Here is a 17,882-nt window from a genome sequence, read left to right as displayed (position 1 = left end):
ACCAGGCCATCGCCCCGCTCGCCGAAACCACCACCCGCACCGGCCTGCGCCCCGACATCCTCTCCCCCATCGAGACCCTCGCCCAATCCATCTCCACCCTCCCCCCCCCCCCCCCCCCCCCCCCCACCCCCCCCCCCCCCCCCTCCCCCCCCCCCCCCCCCCCCCCCCCCCCCCCCCCCCCCCCCCCCCCCCCAGCCCCCGCCGCCTCCCCCCCCGCCCCCCCCACCACAACCCCGCCCCACCCCGCCACCAACGACCAGTCCCCCGCCCAGCTCGCCGTCGTCAACCTCCACGGAGCCTTCGCCAACGCCCACCCCTCCGGCATCCAGGTCGAAGCCCTCACCCTGCAATCGATCATCGGCACCCTCCACGCCGCCCTGCCCCGCATCGCCCAGATCCGCTTCCTCGTCGACGGCCAGCCCCGCGAGACCCTCGCCGGCCACGCCGACCTTCTCCACACCTACACCGCCACCGACACCACCACCAAGGCCGAGCCCCCAACCGAAGACCCAACCCAGCCATAACTCAGCCGCCGTAACTAAGACATAGACTGCAGACCTAAACTTCGACCATCGACTCAGCCGTAAACTCCAGCCATAGGCCAATGACCATTTCAACGCCCCAAACGAACGTACCCAAAATCATGTCCCAGCCCACGAAGACCCACTCCCCCACCATCGGCGTCTTCGACTCCGGCTTCGGCGGCCTCACCGTCCTCCGCTCCCTCCTCCCGCTCATCCCCGGCGCCCACTACATCTACCTCGGCGACACCGCCCGTCTCCCCTACGGCTCCAAATCCCACGAGACCATCGCCCGCTACGCCGTCTCCAGCGCCAAGTTTCTCCACGAACAAGGAGCCGAACTCCTCGTCATCGCCTGCAACACCGCCACCGCCATGGCCCTCCCGGAGATCCAGCAGTCCCTCCCCATCCCCGTCATCGGCGTCGTCCAGCCCGGAGCCCATGCCGCCCTCGCCACAGGCAAACATCTCGACCCATCACAAGACCGGGTGCCCCATCTTCGCGACGGTCTCATCGTCGCTAAGGTGGGTGAGGCGCCGCCATCCAACGCAGCCCACCACGTCCTCGTCCTCGCCACCTCCGCCACCGTCCAATCCCACGCCTACACCCACGCCCTCAACGCCCTCGGCCTCGAAGCCTCCGAAAAAGCCTGCCCCCTCCTCGTCCCCCTGGTCGAAGAGGGCTGGACCAACCACCCCGTCACAGACGAAGTCCTCAAAATCTACCTCACCGAAGCCCTGACCTCCGCCCCCGCAGCTCAGACCCTCCTCCTCGGCTGCACCCACTACCCCCTGCTCGAACCCGCCATCCGCCGCACCCTCGCCGCCATCGGCCACCCCCTCACCATCATCGACTCCGCCGACGCCACCGCCCGCGCCACCGCCGCCCTCGTAGCCCAGCACTTCCCCTCCCTCGACACCACCCGCAAGCCCACCTACATCTTCTACGCCACCGACTCCATAGAGAAGTTCCAACACCTCGGCTCCAGCTTCCTCGGCCAGCCCGTAGCCGAAGTCAACCTCATCGACCTCGGCGGCTAACTGCCTTTCCAATCAAAATCTTCGTTCTAGGCGGTATCGACATAGAGCCTGAGCGTGTGATGGATTGATAGTGAAAGTGTCTCTTTGAGCGTGAGCATCGGGGGATAGAGATTCGCAGACGTCCGGAGATCCTCCAGCAGTGCTGGATTTGATATAAAAGGTGTCATCCTGAGCGGAGCCTCTCGCAGTCTCATCGCGAGAGGCGCAGTCGAAGGACCTGCCACTAGCTCAACGTGCCAATACTCTCTCCCTATCTCGCACCACATCCAACCCATCTCCGCATCCTCTATAGGTCGAACACCTAAGGCTTTTGCTTCTGAGATAGCCCACGCTGCCTGATGTTTCTAAGGCTTTTGCGTTTGTGATAGCCCACACTACCTCAGATCTCAACGCCTTTGCTTCTGGGGTAACCAAGGCTTTAGCCTTGGGCCTCCAAACACACCCAGAATGGGGGTTCAGCCCTTGGGGTATGCCTTCTTGTCTGGTGCCAATGAGCCCAAAGCACGGCAAATTGATTGTCAGAGGCGGCACCTGATGCAGCTAAACCGCATCCACAAACCTGTCAAGCCCCGACCCTCATAAATAACTCATTCAAAACAAGATACCCGTGACGTAGAACCTCCCGCATCCAGATATACTGTTAATAGGGGGCAAAATGGTAATATTAATACCGAAAAGATATCCGTCATCTATCCCCAAATAAATCAAGACTTTACCACTTGCACCCACGAAAAACAGGACTTTTTGCATCGAAGTCCTACCGAAGTACAGACCTAAGTCATATCTTTTGAAGACTTTGACACAATAACGCCAGGGTGGGGGATACCACCAATCGAAGGAGATAACACGATGCCGTACCTGCTGAAGACCGAACCCAACAAATACTCCTTCGAAGACCTCGAGCGCGACGGCGAGACCACCTGGGACGGCATCTCCAACAACCAGGCCCTCCTCTACCTCCGCGGCATGAAGAAGGGCGAGAAGCTCGTCATCTACCACTCCAATATCGGCAAGGCCGCCATCGGCACCGCCAAGGTAGTCTCGGTCGACGCCGCCGACCCCAAAAATCCGCAGGTCCGCATCAAGCCCGTCAAGCGCCTCAAGACAGAGAAACCCCTCGACGCCATCCGCACCGCCGCCATCTTCAAAGACTCCATCATGTTCCGCCAGTTTCGCCTCTCGGTCGTACCCCTCACCGAAGAGCAGTACGACTGGCTCACCGCCTAAGCCTTCTTCAAGACCACCTTATTCTCAAAGTAAGAAGCATTCGCCATGTGGCACGCCGCCGCCGCGTGATGCCCAAACACAACATCCTCCACGACCGGCTTCCGCGAGCGCACCGCATCGAAGAACGTCGCTAGGTGTGGTCGCAAGTCGTCCCACGAAGGCCCCCTCCAGCTCATCGTGTCATCCAGCGGATGCTCTGCCAGAAACGCATCGTGCTCCGCATGCCACTGCTTCTCATACGCCGCATGCATCGCCGACGGAAACCCATTGATCCCATACGCCGGCGACCGATCCACCCCAAGCTCCGGAATAAGCGTCACCTGGTTAGAATTCGAAATCTCAATCACGCCCTTCGGTCCCATGATCCGCGTCATCTCCGGCGTCTCCGTCCCTAGCGTCAGCCGCACCGTCACCGCAACACTCCCATACTCAAACGAAGTCACCATCAGGTCCGGCATATTCCGCCCATCCTTCCACCGATAGATCCCTCCCATCGAATACGCCTTATCCGGAAATGCGTTGATGCCGGTCACAAACTGCATCCCGGTCAGCAGATGCACCATCAGGTCGCCCGCCATCCCCGTCCCGTACTCACGAAACGCTCTCCACCGCGCAAACGCAATCGGATCGAACGCCTTCTTCGGTACGGTCCCCTGCCATGTCATCCAGTCCAGCGTCTCCGGCGATAGATCCAGCGGCGGCGGATACACCCACGCCCCACCCGGCGAGTTCCGCCCCAACTGCAACTCCACCTGATGCACCTCGCCAATCGCCCCGCTATCGTACAACTCCTTCGCCTTCCCAAACACCTTCGAACTCACCCTCTGCGACCCCACCTGCACAAAATTCTTGCTGCTCTTCACCACCGCGACCATCTCTTCGCCTTCGCCAATGGTGTGCGCCATCGGCTTCTCGCAGTGCACATCCTTCCCCGCACGAATCGCGTCCACCGTAATCTGCTTATGCCAGTGATCCGGTACCGCCACAATCACAGCCTCGATATTCTTATCGTCCAGAATCTCCTGATACCGCCGCGTCGTCTTGATTCCCGCCCCGGCAATCTCCTTCGCCAGCGTATGCCGCCCGTCATACAGATCGCACGCCGCCACACACTGCGCCTGAGGCAGCGTTACCGCCGCCCTTAGGAGCGACGACCCCTGGATCCCCACTCCAATGCTCGCAAACCGCACCCGATCCCCACCTGCCACCGGTTGCGCAGCCTGCTCCTGTCCCAACATCCTAGCCCCGGGCAATACCGCTGCCATCGCCGACCCACCGCTCGTCTGCAAAAACCGTCTCCGTGAAAACTCCGACATGCAATTCGTCTCCTTAGCTGCGCACCCAGCATAGAACACTTCCGCTCCCGCAGGTCTTCGCTCGCCGAAGAGCCACAACAAACGGCTGGCCTTCACCCTCTCGCAAGAAGCAGATGAGTTATCGAACGAAGCGAGACCAGTTCATCTACTCAGACCCCACCTTCCGCTGATATCCTCGAACGTGCGTCAAGAACAGGAGACACCAATCACTATGATCGATCTCAAAGGCAAAGTAGCCGTCGTCTTCGGCCTTGCCAACAAGCGCAGCATCGCCTGGGGCATCGCCCAGAAGCTCTCCGAAGCCGGCGCCACCCTCGCCATCTGCTACCAGAATGAGCGCCTCCAGCGCGAAGCCGAAGAGCTCACCGCCGACCTCCCCGGCACCAAAATCTTTCGCTGCGACGTCTCCATCGATGCCGACATCGACTCTGTCTTCGAACTGCTAAAGGCTACCTACGGCAAGCTCGATATCCTCGTCCACTCCATCGGCTTCGCGCCCAACATCAAGAACACCGTGCTCCAGACCACACGCGACGACTTCCGCGTCGCGCACGACATCAGCGCTTACTCCCTCATCGCCCTCGCTCGCGCCGCGGAGCCTCTCATGGCCGAGGGGGGCTCCATCCTCACCCTCACCTACTACGGTGCGGACAAGGTCTTCCCCAACTACAACATCATGGGCGTAGCCAAAGCCGCGCTCGAAGCCGCGGTCCGCTACCTCGCCTCCGACCTCGGCACAAAGAAGATCCGCGTCAACGCCATCTCCGCCGGCCCCATCAAGACCCTGGCCGCTCGCGGCATCGGCGACTTCACCAAAATCCTCAACGCCGTAGAAGAACGCGCACCGCTCCACCGCAACGTCGACGCGCTCGAAGTAGGAAACGCCGCACTCTTCCTCGTCTCCGACCTCGCCAGCGGCATCACTGGCGAGATCACCTTCGTCGACTGCGGCTACAACACCACAGGGCTGTAATCCGTCTCATGAAATGTCATTTCATACTTATGTAACAGATCCATCGTTTGATCTTGAACCAAAAGGAGCTTCTATGAGCATCGCTGAAATCCTTCTTCAGGACTACGACACCGAGGTCTCCAACACCCGCCGCACCCTCGAGCGCGTTCCGGAGAACAAGAACGATTGGAAATGTCACGACAAGTCCATGCCCCTCGGCAAACTCGCCATGCACTGTGCCACCCTCCTGATGTTCGGCTACTACATCATGGAGGACGACGGCATGGACATGGCCACATCCAAACGTCCCCATATGTCGCTGGAGTTCACCACCAGGGAGAACGCGCTCAAACAACTCGACGAGATCTCAGCCAAATGCCGCGCCGCTATCGCTGCCTCCAGCGACGAGCACCTCTCCGCTCTCTGGAAGTTTGGCTTCGGCGAGCACATCATCTCGAACAACCCACGTTCTCTCACCTTCCGGCAGATGTGCTTCGACCACCTCATCCATCACACCGCGCAACTCGGCGTCTACCTCCGCCTCAACGATATCCCCGTCCCCGCCCTCTACGGCCCATCCGCCGATGAGCAGTGGTCACCAAAATAGTCCGTCACGGGCGGCGATAGATCACGCCGCCCTTCATCACAAAACCAACCTTCGTCACCGCTGAGATATCTTCGAGTGGGTTTCCGGACACGGCAATTACATCGGCGTAGTAGCTGGCCTTCAACTCGCCGATCTGACCGCCCCAACCGAGCAGCTTCGCCCCGTTCAACAGATCGGCTTGAAGCACCGCGACCGGCTTCATCCCATACTGCACCATCAGCTCCAGCTCTCGCGCCTGCGTCCCATGTGGAAACGGACCAACATCGCTCCCCACTGCCATCGGCACTCCAGCAGCAAGCTGCTTCCTGAACTCCGCCGCGTGATACGCCTGCTCCGCACGCTCCCGCTCTGCCCTCGCAGGAGTCGCAGCGTGGTCGGCAAAGTACTCGGCGATGGCAAACGTAGGCACAGCATAGATCTGCTTCTCCTTCATCGCCCGCATCGTTGCCTCGCTCAACTGGTACGCATGATCCACCGAAGCCACACCCGCCGCCACCGCATACCCTGTCCCCGGCTCTCCCGTAGCATGTACCGCCACACCGCGTCCCGACCCAACCCCACCCCCCGTACGCGCCGCCTCCTTCACCCCAGCCGCCAGTTCCTCCTCCGTGTACTGGTACGGCGTTTTAAACACTCCATCTTTGAATGAATCACGTCCCGTCTCGTAGATCTTTGTGAAGTCCGCTCCATCCTTGCGCTGTTCGCGGATCACCTTCACAATCTGCTCACTCGAATCAGCGTAGTCCGCATTCGAGAGCACCTTCTGCGCCGGGTTATATCCAATCGCATCCTCGTGCCCGCCGGTCAGGTCAATCGCATTACAGCTCATGCGCATCCGCGGCCCTGCAATGAGACCCGAGTTGATGGCGTTTCGCACCGCGACATCCGCGCATCCCGCACCCTCACTCCCCATATCGCGTTCGGCGGTAAAGCCCGCCATCAGATCGGCCTTCGCAGCGCCAGCAGCGATCAGAGTTCTCTCCGGCACGCTTTCCTGCACGGTCTGCAAATCCTCGGCACCTGGATGCAGGAACAGATGCACATGCGCATCGATGAGCCCGGGCATGAGAGTCACGTCTCCAAGATCAATGACCTCGGCCCCTACCGGCCTGTCTACATGAGCGCCAGCAGCAACGATCCTCTCGCCTTCCACCAGCACCTCACCCGGTGTCACCATACGTCCACCCGCCACGTCCAACATCCGCGCCGCGTGAAGCACGATCTGTTTTGACGCAGGACTCTGCGCGAGAGAAGACGACGCCGCTACGAACCCCATTGCAAGGCCACAAATCAGATTTTTCATCGTTTCAGCAGCATATCTTGAAATGAGTTTCGTAGCGATTCGCGTCTATCCAGCTTTATCCGTAAGCTCGGCCCAGCGCGCATAAAGCAGGTCTGCGGCTTCCTGCGCGGACTCCATCTCCGCCAATGCCGCACTCAGCCGCGCTGCGTCGATAGCCACAGCAGGATCATCGATCGCTTCCCTCGCCGCCTGTAGGCGCTCCTCGGCTGCGTCAACTGACGCTTCAATACCAGCAAATTCACGCGCTTCGAGATAAGAGAGCTTCTTCTTTCCAGAACTTCCATTGATCGCGACTGCAGGTTCCACAGCCTTCCCTGTCGCTCCTGGCGTAATGGCCTCTTCTATCTTGACGCACCGCCACTGCTCCCACTGGGAGTAGTCCGAAAACCTCTCTGAACTACCTCTTCCGTCGAGTCCAAGCACGATCGTCGATACGCGATCGAGCATGTAACGATCGTGGGTCACGAGCACCAATGCGCCTGTGTACTCGAGCAGGCTCTCCTCCAGGATCTCGAGCGTCGCAATGTCGAGATCGTTCGTCGGCTCGTCGAGGAGCAGTAGATCCGCGGGTTCGAGCATGAGTTTCGCGATGAGTACACGCGCCCTTTCTCCTCCGCTTAGCCTCTCGACAGGTTGATTCAACTGCTCGCTGGTGAATAGAAACTTCGTCGCATAACTTGCTACGTGCACCACTCTGCCCTGGTAGACGACGGAGTCAGAGTCGGGTGCGAGCGCGCGGCGCAGCGTTACGCCTTCTTCAAGCTCACGCATCTGGCTGAAGTAGACAATCTTCAAGGAAGACGCCTTCTTTATCGTTCCTTCTGTCGGCTCAAGTTCTCCTGTGAGGAGACGAAGGAGCGTTGTCTTGCCGCTTCCATTCGGACCGACTAGTCCGACGCGCATGCCTGAAGTGACCAGGAAGTTCAGGCCTTCGACGATCTTGCGATCGCCCAAAACGACGGCGACATTCTCCAGTTCCACAAGGCGTTTAGTCTGTCGGTCGGTGGCGGAAAAATCGATTCCTGCGCTTGCGGTCTGCACACGGGAGTTTACTTCTTTGAGCTGACCGATCAGATCCTGTGCGTTGTCGATTCGCGCTTTGGCCTTGGTGCTGCGGGCTTTGGGACCTCTGCGAAGCCAGTCAACCTCAATCTTTACGCGGTTTTTCAATGCATCCTGCAGTTTGGATTGGGCTTCCATGTACTGCTGCTTGCCCTCGATGAACTTGGAGTAAGTTCCTTTGACGCGCAGGAGACCTTCGGCGTAGACGCGGTTCAGTTCAACTATCTCTGTCGCAACATTCTCAAGAAAATAACGATCATGGCTAATAAGGACGCAAGCAAAACTACCCTCATTCAAAAGCTCCTCTAACCACGCAATCCCCGCTAGATCCAGGTGGTTTGTGGGTTCATCCAGGAGAAGAACGTCGGGATGGGTGACGACGGCTTCGGCGATGGCGAGGCGTTTGCGCCAGCCTCCGGAGAGGCTGGAGGCTTCGGCGTTGAGGTCGGGAAAGCCGGTTCGGCCGGAGGTTTCGCGGAGGCGGCCTTCGTGTTCACCTTCGGCGACTTTGGCTCGGACGAGGGCGGCTTCGAGGACGGCGCGGACGGTCTGTCCGGACGCAAAGGTTGATTCTTGTTGCACATAGCCGACGCGGGCGCGCTTGCGGATGGCGACGTCGCCGGCGTCAGCGTCTTCGTCGCCAGCGAGGACTTTGAGGAGTGTGCTCTTGCCAGCGCCGTTCGGGCCGATGAGGCCGATGCGGTCGCCGTCGGATACGGTGAAGGAAATCTCTCGAAACAAAGGGGTTGCGCCGAAGGCTTTGGTTAGACCTTGCGCATTGAGGATTGGTGGCATTTCTTCAGTTTACCGTGATACGTGGGTTAGGCCGGTTGGGTGGTGGAGCGGCAGTTGCTGGAGGATTTGAGGGTGGTTTTTTGCGGATTTTTCCTGTTGTGGTGGAGGGGTGTTTTTGCTGGGGTTTTTGCAAAAAACGGTGTGCGGGCGTGGTAATTAGCTGGTGAGTTCGTGGTGAATTGTGTGGTGGGCGTGGTTCGTTGCTGGCCGCTTTTTGGGGTGCTTGAACTACGCCACCATTTTCATGTTTATTTTCGACAGCGTTTAGTCCAGGTCGAAGTCGCGGAGGGGGCGGTCGGTGAGCGGAGTCTCCTTGGCCTTTTTGACGGCTTCGGCGAACTTCTTTGCCATGACATCGTCCTTGTTCTTCTGGGCGTCTACGGACTGCTGGAAGATGGAGTCGCGGCGGGCGTCGGCGTCGCGGAGGGCCTTGGCGGCTTCGCCGAAGTCTTCGAACATCTTCTTCTTTGGAGCGGACGTGTGCGCGATGATCGATCGGGTTACGGGGTCGATCTTCAGCATGGCGCCGCAGTCTGGACACATGACTTCAAAAGGCTGGTCGCTCAATCCCATGGAACTTACCTCACTTGCTTATTCTAAATAGTTCTAAGCGGATTGGCTTTATCCCGCCGGACGAACCCAATGCTCGCGGGGAAGTTGATTTGTAACAATAGATAGCTATTCGTCACGTGTAGAATTCCGCGCATGCCGATCAAATCAGTTGCCCTGATACGCCAACTCGTACGCGGACTCAGAATCGCTTCTGTTGTTGCCGCGTTTGTCCTCACATCCTCTGCCTATGCCGACCCGCTCTATCTCTTCACTCTGACTTTGAATCACGCTCCGATCTATGCTCCCTACGGAGGCGATATCAGTTCTCTCTCCTGGACTCTTCCGATTCCAACCACATCCTCTAATCCTGTGGGACCGGGCATTGGAGACCAACCCACCCTGCAAGCACAATCCCTGTGCTCGGGTGGATATTGCCCTTCTCAGGATGAGGTGGGCTATTTTATGGATCCTTACTTCGCCAATCTCGATACACAAATCCCACCCCCACAGGCGAGTTCGGTTTCGGCTGGCAAGACGCAAGCTACAGTTTCAACTTTCTAGAAAATGGGCCTACGGTATTTGGAGGTCCAATCCAATCACCCGTTTTTATTCCAGGAACTTACGTCATGACGTCGGGATCGGTCGATTTTGAATATTTTGATCAAGACGGAGCTGATTACGATCCTAAGATTGGTTATAGCCAGATAACTGACACCGCCGGTGACACTTTGACGATCACAGAGATCGGAGATACGAGTGCGGTCCCGGAGCCACCCTCTTTCTACCTGATTGCGATTGGTCTCATTGGTATCGTCTTTTTGGCTAAGAGAAGTACACCATTGTTTGGATAAAGGAAGTCAGGAATGGCTTCTGGTCTCATCAGATGATCCTGCCAGACGGCCCGTCTGGCAGGATCATCTTTTTAATATCTTCTCTGGTGGTGTCGACCTGTAGAACGATGCGGAACTGGTCGGATGTGGTGCGAGATGAGGAAAGAGTATTGGGACGTCAAACGTATGGCAGGTCCTTCGGCTGCGCCTGTCGCGATGAAACTGCGAAGGCTCCGCTCAGGATGACGCTTTCTAGATCGGTCAGCACTGCTGTGATGATCCCCGGACGTCTGCGAATCTCTATCCCGCCGATGCTAGCGCTCAAAGAGACACTTTCTCTATCAATCCATCCTCACCCTTAGGCTAGATGTCGATACTGCCTGTGATTGGAGGCTGGGGTTAGAGGCGCACGACGACGTGGCCGGGGCACTGGTTTGCTGCGACGGTGACGAGGCGGTCGATGAGGCCGTCGCCGTAGCGGGCCATGAACCAGACGCCGGCGAGGAGACGCTCCTGCGGATGGCCGTTGGGGAAGACGTTGAGCGTGATCGCATCGGCGTGTTTGCGCAGGCTGGCTTCCTTCTGGAGTTGGAAGGTTGCGGCCATTCTGCGAAGGCGGTTCATCTGATAGTTCATCTTCGAGCCGGAGACGGTTGCTGCGCGGCCTAACGAGGCGTCCATGTTGCCGAGATAGTCGGTGAGGGCGGAAAGCTCTTGTTCGAGGGCGTTGCCTACGGCGGCGAGTTTGCGCTTGGCCTCGATGGGCATGGCGCGGGCGCCGAGACGCTGGGCGAGGGACTCTGCCGTGGTCATGGCGTCGGGTAGCTGGATCTCGTCCTTGTCCATGACGGTGGCGATGGCGGGTTCGAGCAGGGTGGCGGTGAGGCGGGGCAGGACGGGGGTGATGCGGCCGAGGATTGCCTGATAGAGGACGGCGCTCTGGGCGAAGTAGGCAATTTCGGCGGGGCCGCCTACGTAGGCGGCGGTGGGAAGGAGGGTGTCTTGAAAGACGGGGCGCAGGAGGGCGTTGGGGCTGAGGCGCTCGGGCGTGGATTCGAGGATGGCGAGAAGGTCGGGGGTGGAGTAGGTGCGGCCTCCGGCCTTCCATTGCGGTCCGGCATCGGTATCAGCCTGGGCGTCGGCTAGCTGGCGGAGGGCTACGCGCTCGCCGGTGGCCTCGTCGAGGAGGAAGAGCATGGAGCTGCCGGGAGCTACGAGCACCTGGGCGTGGTAGCCAGCCTCTACGAGCTCGCTGCTGCGGGCGATGAGGGCTTGTTGCAGGGGTGCGGCGTATTCGATTGCGTAGCGGAGGGTGGAGGCGCCGAGGGCGTGGAAGTCGCGGGAGGCGGCGTCCATGACGATGAGGCCCTGGTCGGCGAAGATCTTTGCTATGAGGCGGCCAAAGGCGAGGGCGAGCGTGGGGTGGGCCTCGTTGTGTGGCAGGTAACACTCGCGCAGCCACTCGCTGATGGGGGCGTATTCGAGGAGTTCGGCGGCGTGGTCGAGTACGGATGCGAGTTCGGGGCCGGGGACGACTCCGCCTACGGGAACGGCATGTGCGACTTTGAGGTGGGCGCGGAGGGTTTCAACACCTTGTTTACTGAGGAGCGAGACCTGATCGACCTCTTCGAGATCGTGATCTTCAGTGGCCATCCAGAAGACGGGGACGTGGTCTATGCCAGTGGCGGTGGTAGCCTCTTTTGCGCGGGCGATGGCGGTTGCGGCCTTGAGGATGGTGAGGAGCGGACCGCCGAAGAGAACGACCTGCTGGCCAGTGACGACGGCTCGAGCCCCGGAGCGCAGCTTTTGGATGTTTGCGAGGGCGGCTTCGCCGGAGTTGAAGTTCACGGCTTGCTGATGTAGGAGGTCGGCGAGGGCGTTGGCGTGAGTTGGGCTAACGGTCTCGGGCTTGGCTTTAGAGATCCATCCGCCTGCGAAGGGTGGGGCGCCGTACCAAGTGCGGACTGGGGCTGATTCGGGGCTGTCGGCCATGGCGAGGTAGTCGCGGTAGATCTGCGAGACGTGCGGCAACACCGTGATGGGAAAACACTCTACGCTCATTACAGGCCAGACCCCTTACTTTACAGAGAGATTTCCTTGTTCTTTGTTGCTAATACGCTTCCGTGCCGGCTGTGGAGACGCTGGACGCAGCCCTGCATTGCATTTTTCTGTGCATACCGTTGGATGCCCATGACACAAGTCTAGATGCAGGATGATAATTTAGCCTTATGGCTGCCCCGATAAAGAGAGTAACCGCCCCGAAGTCTAATCTATCCAAAGTTCAAACGCTGAATAAAAAGTCGTCCGCGAAGCCGCGGCTGATCTCGTCGAAGCTTTCGTATAAGGGGAAGGTCTTCTCGGTGTTCACCGATAAGGTGGAGGAGCCGGGGGGCCATGTGAATACGCGCGATGTGATTCGTCACAACGGATCGATCGTGGTGCTGGCGGTGGATGAGTCGAAGAACCCGAAGGATCCCGACGTTATTTTGGAGCGTCAATATCGACATGCTACGGGTCAGTTTTTGATCGAGCTTCCGGCCGGGCGGGTGGAACCGAATGAGGCTCCACTGGCTGCGGCGAAGCGCGAGATGATTGAAGAGACGGGCTACCGGGCGAAGCGTTGGAAGCTGCTGACGAAGTACTTTGCGAGTCCGGGATTTCTGGGGGAGTGGATGCAGATCTACCTGGCGCGGGATATACGCGAGGGTGTGGCGACGCCGGAGCCGGATGAGAAGATCGAGGTCTTTCGGATGCCGCTGTCGGAGGCGCTGGGACTGGTGAAGGCGAACAAGATTCACGATGGCAAGACGTTGATTGGATTGATGCTATACGACGCTGCGCGACGCGAGGGGCGGCTCTAGCGGAGGTTCAGCTTAGCTGACGATGCGCATGGCTGCGCACGTGTTGCCTGGAAGATTGTTCGGTGGGCGACACAGCAAGGTGGCGACCATAACATCAACAAAATCGCGATAGAAGCAACAAAACTGTGAAAAAAAACAACTCCCTTCGATCATAGAAAACTCTCACCTTGCGTTTTGCGTCACAGAGGTTATGCAGTAGATAACTTCGGGTTTCCTTGCTGCATGTTGTATGGGCCAGGTCCTGCGTAAGAGATCGAAAAAGGGAGTTGCTCCAGTGGCACAATACAAAGGCACAGTGAAGTGGTTTAACAATGCAAAAGGGTACGGCTTTCTAGGCCGGGATGGTGGAGCGGACGTGTTCGTCCATTACAGCTCGATTCAGCGCGAGGGGTATAAGAGCCTGAAGGAAGGTGACGAGGTGGAGTTCGATATTATCCAAGGCGATAAGGGACCGCAGGCGGACCAGGTGGCTCGCCTGAAGGAAGTTGCTTCTTCTGAGGCTGCGGCTTCCTGAGTGCTGGTTCGCTTGTTTGGATAAGGTGCAGTGGTGACGGGCTGAGTTTTCACACTGCACCGTGTAATCTGGTTTCAGGACCTCCTGGCCAGTGTTTTGTTTGCTGGCTCGGTGATTTGACGCACGTTCTGAACTCCCCCAATGGATAATATTTCGATAGCACGCCTGCTGGACGAGACTGCAGCTCTTCTTGAGATCGATGGCGCTGATCCGTTTCGTATCCGCTCGTATAGACGGGCGGCGGAGGCGGTGGAGCAGCAGACGACGCAGCTGGCTACGCTGGTGGATGAGCCGAAGCAGCTGCTTGCGATTGCGGGGATCGGCAAGGGCATGGCCGCGAATATTGTGGCGCTGCTGACGACAGGAGCGATACCGCTTCGCGAAGAGCTTCTGCAGAAGTACAGACCTACGATGTTGGAGTTGCTGCGGCTGCCGGGGATGGGGCCGAAGACGGTGGCGCTGGTGTGGTCGGCGCTTCAGGTGTGCGATATCGACGGGCTGGAGGCTGCGGCGAAGGCTGGGCACCTGGCGAAGTTGCCGCGGATGGGCGACAAATTTACGGTGAAGCTGTTGAAGGGGATTGAGGACCACCGGAAGAATTCGAGCCGGTTTCGGATTGATAAGGCGAGGGGATATGCGGATACGATCAGCGCGCTGATACTGGCGTTTCCGGGGATCGATGAGGTGACGCCGGCGGGGAGTCTGCGGCGTGGGCGGGAGACGGTGGGAGATCTCGATCTGCTGGCGACGGGGCCTGCTTGCGAGGCCGATGTGGTGAGCGCGGCGGTAGAGCATGTGGCGGGGCTGCCGCTGATCGATAAGCTGATTGCAAAGGGGCAAAACAAGGTTAGTTTTACGTTGCGGAACAATCTGCAGGTGGACGTGCGGCTGCTGCCGAGGGCGAGCTATGGGGCGGCGCTGCAATACTTCACCGGAAGCAAGATGCATAACGTGGCGCTGCGGCAGAGGGCGATTAAGCGCGGGCTTACGCTGAGTGAGTATGCGCTGCTGCGGCTGGAAGATAACGTGATCGTGGCGGCGGCTTCGGAGGCGGAGATCTACGAGGCGCTGGAGATGGAGTACATTCCACCGGAGCTGCGCGAGAACTGCGGGGAGATTGAGGCGGCTGCGGCGCGCACGCTTCCCCGGCTGATTACGCTGGACGATATTCGCGGCGACCTGCATATGCACACCGAGGCGACGGATGGGCGGGATACGATTCGTGCGATGGCGGAGGCGGCGCTGGCGAGGGGTTTGGGCTACATTGCGATTACGGACCATAGTAAGGATCTGGCGATGACGAACGGCATGGACGATGCGCGGGCGCTGGAGCATGTGAGGCGGATTCGCGAGGTGGATGCGGAGATGCAGCGGGAGCATGGCGGGCGGATCCGAGTGCTGGCGGGGATTGAGGTGGACATCCTGGTGGATGGGGCGCTGGATCTTGAGGACTCGACGCTGGCGGAGATGGATATTGTTGTGGCCAGCGTGCATAGCCACTTTTCGCAGCCGATGGAGGAGATGACGGCGCGGGTGCTGCGGGCGCTGGAGAATCCGCATGTGCGGATCCTGGGGCATCCAACGGGGCGGAAGGTGCTGGGGCGCGAGGCGTATGCGATTGATATGGATGCAATTCTGCGACGGGCGGCTGAGCTGGGAGTGGCGGTGGAGCATAACGCCAGCCCGGCGCGTGCGGATTTGAACGATCTGCACCTGAAGCTGGCGAAGCAGCATGGATGCAAGATTGTGGTGGATACGGACGCGCACGCTACGGAAGAGCTGGACCAGATGCGGTATGGGATTACGCAGCTGCGACGGGCGTGGTTGACGAAGGAAGATGTGGTGAATACCGAGGCTAGCGCAGAGGCGTTGCTGCGGCGTCTGCGTCCGAAGCCTTGAGGTGGTGGGTGGGACGATTGGACGTTATCGGCGGCTGACGCGATACACTTGATGACGTGGCTACCTCCGCGACAACCGATCACGTGCTTGCGCCCGCGAAGACACATTCGCTGATGGCCGACTACGCGGTGTTGTTCAAGCTGCGGATCTCCACGATGGTCTTGATTACGGCGGGAGCGGGGTTCTACCTTGGCTGCCTACGCAGTGGGATAAGCCCCTTTCATCTGAGCAGCCTGGCGGCGCTGGTGGGGATTGCTGTGGTTACATGCGGTTCGAGCGCTTTGAACCAGGCCATGGAGCGAAAGAGCGATGGCCTGATGCGGCGCACGGCGGATCGTCCGATGGCTGCGGGTCGGATATCGCTGACGCATGGGCTGCTGCTTGGGTTTGCGGCTACTTTTCTGGGTTCGCTGTATCTTGCGTGGGCGACGAACCTGCTGACGGGAACGCTGACGCTGCTGACCGCGATTGGCTATGTGGGGATCTACACTCCACTGAAGCGGGCGACAACGATCAATACGTTTATTGGGGCATTTCCGGGGGCGCTGCCGCCGTTGATCGGCTGGACGGCTGCGCGCGGTGTGATCGAGTGGCCCGGGGTGGCGCTGTTTGCCATTCTTTTTGTCTGGCAGTTTCCACACTTCATGGCAATCGGATGGATGTATCGCGAGGACTATGCACGTGGCGGCATCCGGCTGACGGCCAACCTGCCGAATACGAGATATGCCGCGCAGAGCAGCGTGGTGCAGGCTCTCTTTTATGCGGTTCTGATGATTCCGGTGAGCCTGTGGCCGAGTGCTCTGCATGTGACGGGGAACCTGTATACGGTTTCGGCGGGTGTGCTTGGCCTAGGCTATCTCTGGTTTACGGTGCGGTTTGCAAGAATTGTTCGCGATCCGGGGTCGGAGATCTCTCACCGGTATGCTCGCGATCTGCTGCGGGTCTCGGTGATCTATCTGCCGCTCCTATTGGCCGCCATGATGCTTGATGCGAAAGGACGCCTCCTCTTCTAAATGCAAGACTCTCTGCGCAGCACGAACATCCGGACGCCACCGTCGATCATCGCCACCATTATTGTTGTCAGTGCGGCGGCAAGCGCGCTGATCTGCTACCTGGTTTACTTCCACGCGCCGCTTGATGTGACAGGCGCTCATCTGCGCTCGCTTCCCTTGCTGAATGCCGTGCTGAACGGACTGTGCACGATTGCGCTGCTTATCGGGTTTGGGTATATCCGGTCGCGGCGGATTGCGCAGCATCGTGCGGCGATGTTTACCGCGTTTTTTTTCTCGACTATCTTTCTGGTCTCGTACCTGACGAACTTTACGCTGCATGGGGAGACGCACTTCAATCGGCTAAGTCCGTGGTGGCCCTTCTACTGGAAGCTGCTGGCGTCGCATGTTGTGCTCTCGATCGTCGCGTTGCCGATGATTCTGATTACGTTCTTCCTTTCGCTGACGGGGCGCTTCCCTGCTCATAAGAAGCTGGCCCGCTATACCTTCCCGATCTGGCTTTATGTGTCGATCACGGGCGTCATCGTCTATGCGATGCAGGCGCTGATTCATTGATGGCGAATCGCTTCTATCTGCAGCCAGACACACGCAAACTGCTTCGTACCGGCCTGATCATCTTCGGCGTTGGGGTGATTGCGGCGGCGCTTATTTTTACGAGCTTTGGGGGGATCACACGCCACCAGGGGCCGCATACGAACATGGGCTGGCTGTCGCTGATGTTGGCGATGGGGTGTCTTCCTACGGGCTTCCTTACTCTGTTGCTGGCAGCGTTGAAGATCTTTGGGGATTTGCGGCGCTGAGCCGGATGGTATTCCCTGTAAGGCAATCCGCCCGCTCCGCCAAGCACAGCGCTCTATCTGCTATTCTCAACGTTGCAAACCTGCATAGACCGGAGTTTTCACATGGCAAAAGGCGTCAATAAAGTCTTTCTTCTCGGCAACGTCGGCAAGGACCCCGAGATTCGTTCCACCGCAGGCGGGATGACCGTCGCCAGCTTCTCTCTCGCTACGGCCGACCGGCAGAAGGACGCTCAGGGCAACTGGGCCGATAAGACGGAGTGGCACAATATCGTCTGCTTCCAGCGCACTGCCGAGATCGTGCGCGATTATGTCAAAAAAGGCTCGCAGATCCTGATTGAGGGCAAGATTCAGACCCGGTCCTGGGACGATAAGACCAGTGGCGAGAAGAAGTACAAGACAGAGATTCTGTGCAATGAGCTGACCCTGCTGGGTGGGAAGTCTGAAGGCGGCAGCGCTCCTGGTGGCTACTCCAAGAGCAGCAGCAACACGGCGAGCTTCGATCAGCGTACGCCTGCGAGTCAGTCCGACTATGCGGATGTAGGGATCACGGACGACGATATACCGTTCTAACGGCTACTCGCGTGGTGGATGAT

At 59.1% G+C, this 17,882-nt stretch carries 20 protein-coding genes; 14 read left to right on the top strand and 6 right to left on the bottom strand.

Annotated elements, in window-relative coordinates; genetic code table 11:
- The 3 genes from GSQ82_RS25470 to GSQ82_RS24360 all read left to right on the top strand — a co-directional run.
- On the top strand, window positions 1–524 hold a 524-nt coding region (locus GSQ82_RS25470), incomplete at its 5' end, for a GerMN domain-containing protein (protein ID WP_174243132.1).
- Window positions 525–643: 119 nt separating this feature from the next.
- Entirely contained in the window at window positions 644–1,561 is a 918-nt protein-coding gene (locus GSQ82_RS24365) for a glutamate racemase (RefSeq protein ID WP_158794831.1), read from the top strand.
- Between the two features lie 849 nt (window positions 1,562–2,410).
- The gene (locus tag GSQ82_RS24360) at window positions 2,411–2,788 is read left to right on the top strand and encodes an EVE domain-containing protein (RefSeq protein ID WP_158794830.1); all 378 of its coding nucleotides are present in this window, start codon (window positions 2,411–2,413) and stop codon (window positions 2,786–2,788) included.
- Here the strand turns inward: GSQ82_RS24360 and GSQ82_RS24355 are convergent.
- A complete protein-coding gene (locus GSQ82_RS24355) occupies window positions 2,785–4,104 on the bottom strand; it encodes a Gfo/Idh/MocA family protein (protein WP_158794829.1) in 1,320 nt (439 codons plus the stop codon). The genes GSQ82_RS24360 and GSQ82_RS24355 overlap by 4 nt on opposite strands.
- A 211-nt stretch (window positions 4,105–4,315) precedes the next feature.
- On the opposite strand from GSQ82_RS24355, the gene GSQ82_RS24350 reads away from it, so the two are divergent.
- Together GSQ82_RS24350 and GSQ82_RS24345 are read left to right on the top strand one after the other, a co-directional pair.
- The gene (locus GSQ82_RS24350) at window positions 4,316–5,077 is read left to right on the top strand and encodes an enoyl-ACP reductase (RefSeq protein WP_158794828.1); all 762 of its coding nucleotides are present in this window, start codon (window positions 4,316–4,318) and stop codon (window positions 5,075–5,077) included.
- Between the two features lie 73 nt (window positions 5,078–5,150).
- A complete protein-coding gene (locus GSQ82_RS24345; protein WP_158794827.1) occupies window positions 5,151–5,663 on the top strand; it encodes a DinB family protein in 513 nt (170 codons plus the stop codon).
- A 4-nt stretch (window positions 5,664–5,667) separates the two neighbouring features.
- Here GSQ82_RS24345 and GSQ82_RS24340 read toward each other — a convergent pair whose 3' ends face one another.
- From GSQ82_RS24340 to GSQ82_RS24330, 3 genes are all read right to left on the bottom strand, one after another.
- A complete protein-coding gene (locus tag GSQ82_RS24340) occupies window positions 5,668–6,966 on the bottom strand; it encodes an amidohydrolase family protein (protein ID WP_158794826.1) in 1,299 nt (432 codons plus the stop codon).
- Window positions 6,967–7,011: 45 nt separating this feature from the next.
- Window positions 7,012–8,823: an ABC-F family ATP-binding cassette domain-containing protein gene (locus GSQ82_RS24335; RefSeq protein WP_158794825.1), complete on the bottom strand. Its 1,812-nt coding sequence runs from the start codon at window positions 8,821–8,823 to the stop codon at window positions 7,012–7,014.
- A gap of 264 nt (window positions 8,824–9,087) precedes the next feature.
- Window positions 9,088–9,396 carry a hypothetical protein gene (locus GSQ82_RS24330; RefSeq protein WP_158794824.1) on the bottom strand — a complete coding sequence of 103 codons (309 nt, stop codon included), beginning with the start codon at window positions 9,394–9,396 and terminating at the stop codon, window positions 9,088–9,090.
- Window positions 9,397–9,528: 132 nt separating this feature from the next.
- Here GSQ82_RS24330 and GSQ82_RS24325 point away from each other — a divergent pair, with 132 nt between their 5' ends.
- Complete coding sequence (locus GSQ82_RS24325; RefSeq protein WP_158794823.1) at window positions 9,529–9,936, top strand: hypothetical protein; 408 nt, start codon at window positions 9,529–9,531, stop codon at window positions 9,934–9,936.
- 65 nt (window positions 9,937–10,001) lie between these two features.
- Complete coding sequence (locus GSQ82_RS24320) at window positions 10,002–10,226, top strand: PEP-CTERM sorting domain-containing protein (protein ID WP_158794822.1); 225 nt, start codon at window positions 10,002–10,004, stop codon at window positions 10,224–10,226.
- Window positions 10,227–10,383: 157 nt separating this feature from the next.
- Here the strand turns inward: GSQ82_RS24320 and GSQ82_RS24315 are convergent, their stop codons facing one another.
- Both GSQ82_RS24315 and bshC read right to left on the bottom strand, forming a co-directional pair.
- On the bottom strand, window positions 10,384–10,530 hold the full coding sequence (locus GSQ82_RS24315; RefSeq protein WP_158794821.1) for a hypothetical protein: 147 nt from the start codon (window positions 10,528–10,530) through the stop codon (window positions 10,384–10,386).
- 74 nt (window positions 10,531–10,604) lie between these two features.
- Window positions 10,605–12,266: a bacillithiol biosynthesis cysteine-adding enzyme BshC gene (gene bshC, locus GSQ82_RS24310; protein WP_158794820.1), complete on the bottom strand. Its 1,662-nt coding sequence runs from the start codon at window positions 12,264–12,266 to the stop codon at window positions 10,605–10,607.
- Window positions 12,267–12,433: 167 nt separating this feature from the next.
- Between bshC and GSQ82_RS24305 the strand changes: the two genes are divergently transcribed.
- From GSQ82_RS24305 to GSQ82_RS24275, 7 genes are all read left to right on the top strand, one after another.
- Entirely contained in the window at window positions 12,434–13,066 is a 633-nt protein-coding gene (locus tag GSQ82_RS24305) for an NUDIX hydrolase (protein WP_158794819.1), read from the top strand.
- 274 nt (window positions 13,067–13,340) lie between these two features.
- Entirely contained in the window at window positions 13,341–13,580 is a 240-nt protein-coding gene (locus GSQ82_RS24300; RefSeq protein ID WP_305794696.1) for a cold-shock protein, read from the top strand.
- A 141-nt stretch (window positions 13,581–13,721) separates the two neighbouring features.
- Window positions 13,722–15,479, top strand: a complete 1,758-nt coding sequence (gene polX / locus GSQ82_RS24295; protein WP_158794817.1) for a DNA polymerase/3'-5' exonuclease PolX — start codon at window positions 13,722–13,724, stop codon at window positions 15,477–15,479.
- 56 nt (window positions 15,480–15,535) lie between these two features.
- Window positions 15,536–16,492 (top strand): heme o synthase, encoded by a 957-nt coding sequence (gene cyoE / locus GSQ82_RS24290; RefSeq protein ID WP_158794816.1) that lies wholly within the window; start codon window positions 15,536–15,538, stop codon window positions 16,490–16,492.
- Window positions 16,493–17,044, top strand: a complete 552-nt coding sequence (locus tag GSQ82_RS24285) for a DUF420 domain-containing protein (RefSeq protein WP_158794815.1) — start codon at window positions 16,493–16,495, stop codon at window positions 17,042–17,044.
- Window positions 17,044–17,289, top strand: coding sequence for a hypothetical protein (locus GSQ82_RS24280; RefSeq protein ID WP_254061902.1), 246 nt, complete (start codon window positions 17,044–17,046; stop codon window positions 17,287–17,289). Before GSQ82_RS24285 ends, GSQ82_RS24280 begins: the two co-directional genes overlap by 1 nt.
- 102 nt (window positions 17,290–17,391) lie before the next feature.
- Window positions 17,392–17,859, top strand: a complete 468-nt coding sequence (locus GSQ82_RS24275; RefSeq protein ID WP_158794814.1) for a single-stranded DNA-binding protein — start codon at window positions 17,392–17,394, stop codon at window positions 17,857–17,859.
- Window positions 17,860–17,882 lie beyond the last annotated feature (23 nt).

The sequence above is a fragment of the Granulicella sp. L60 genome, from assembly GCF_009765825.1.
Classification (GTDB): domain Bacteria; phylum Acidobacteriota; class Terriglobia; order Terriglobales; family Acidobacteriaceae; genus Edaphobacter.
The sequence above is the reverse complement of the archived record's forward strand: the minus strand, read 5'-3'. Positions and strand labels throughout refer to the sequence as shown.